At 37.9% G+C, this 1,070-nt stretch carries 1 pseudogene; it reads left to right on the forward strand.

Going from position 1 to position 1,070, the window contains the following annotated elements:
• Window positions 1-1,021, forward strand: a pseudogene (locus F3G91_RS10780) (Cj0814 family flagellar-dependent secreted protein); the annotation flags it as partial.
• Between the last annotated feature and the right edge of the window lie 49 nt (window positions 1,022-1,070).

The following is a 1,070-nucleotide window of genomic DNA, read 5'->3' on the forward strand; positions in this document are numbered from 1 at the left end:
GGATGGTTACTTTACAGATGAGTTTAATAAACAAGCTGGCATACCAAGTGATTATAAAATTCACTCAAGCACGCTGGAGTCATTAGTCAGGATAGCGACGCAGCCTGACTATATGCAAAGGGTTTTTGACAGCATCGATATACTAAAAACCGTAAATAATGCCTACAAAATCCTCTCACAAGTAGTTGGCGAAGACACGCTAAATTCAAAAGATAGCTTTAGCTTAGATGAGATAAGAAATTTCCCTCAAGGCTTTTCTTATGATCGTCAAAGTCTGCAAGTAGATCAAAGATATGCTAGTGCTAGTGAGTATTCTGCGGTAGAAGATAGCTTTGTGCATACGCCAACAAAGACCATAAGCACGCTCTTTTACAATGGCTCTTTGTCTATTGCGGCAGATAAGCAGATACATCCAAAAAACGTAACATACATCTTTAACAACGCAAATGGCGGTAAAGAAAACACGGTCATTGGTATATTTATGGATCCACACGGAGAAAAATACACTAACAAAGATGGCTCCATAACTAAAGGTGGTCTTATAGCTGGCGTGCTAAATCACAACCTAGACATATAGGAGGGCGAAACCACTGCGATAGGCAAATATGGCGGCTATGATAAAAACATCAACACAAAAGAATTTCAAAGGTCATTTAATGCCTTTAACGCTATGTGGCAAATGGCTTATGGGGTAAATTTCTCAAAAGCAGATGATGGTGCTGTCTCTATGCTGCCTGATTATATGCAAGATTATGTGAGACACAGACAAAGCCTTGATAAATTTAGCGACCAAGAAGACGAACTATCATTTAAAAAGATGATGGAGCATAATCTAAAAATGCTAAAGCTACTCTTTGGTGAGATAGATAAAGATGGCAAAAAGAGCAAAGACTTTATGGATAGCTTTTTAAAATTTAGCATGCCGCCTTTAAATTTAGTAAAAGAGCTAAACGAAAACCCAGCTGGAAAATATCTAGTAGATATGCTTGGTATAAAAAGAGATGTTGATATAAAGGCGTAAGGGGGAGTTAAAATGATAACTAGCATAAACGGACCTAGCAACACACCGA

Origin of the sequence: Campylobacter concisus (assembly GCF_902460715.1) — a bacterium.
Lineage (GTDB): Bacteria > Campylobacterota > Campylobacteria > Campylobacterales > Campylobacteraceae > Campylobacter_A > Campylobacter_A concisus_AK.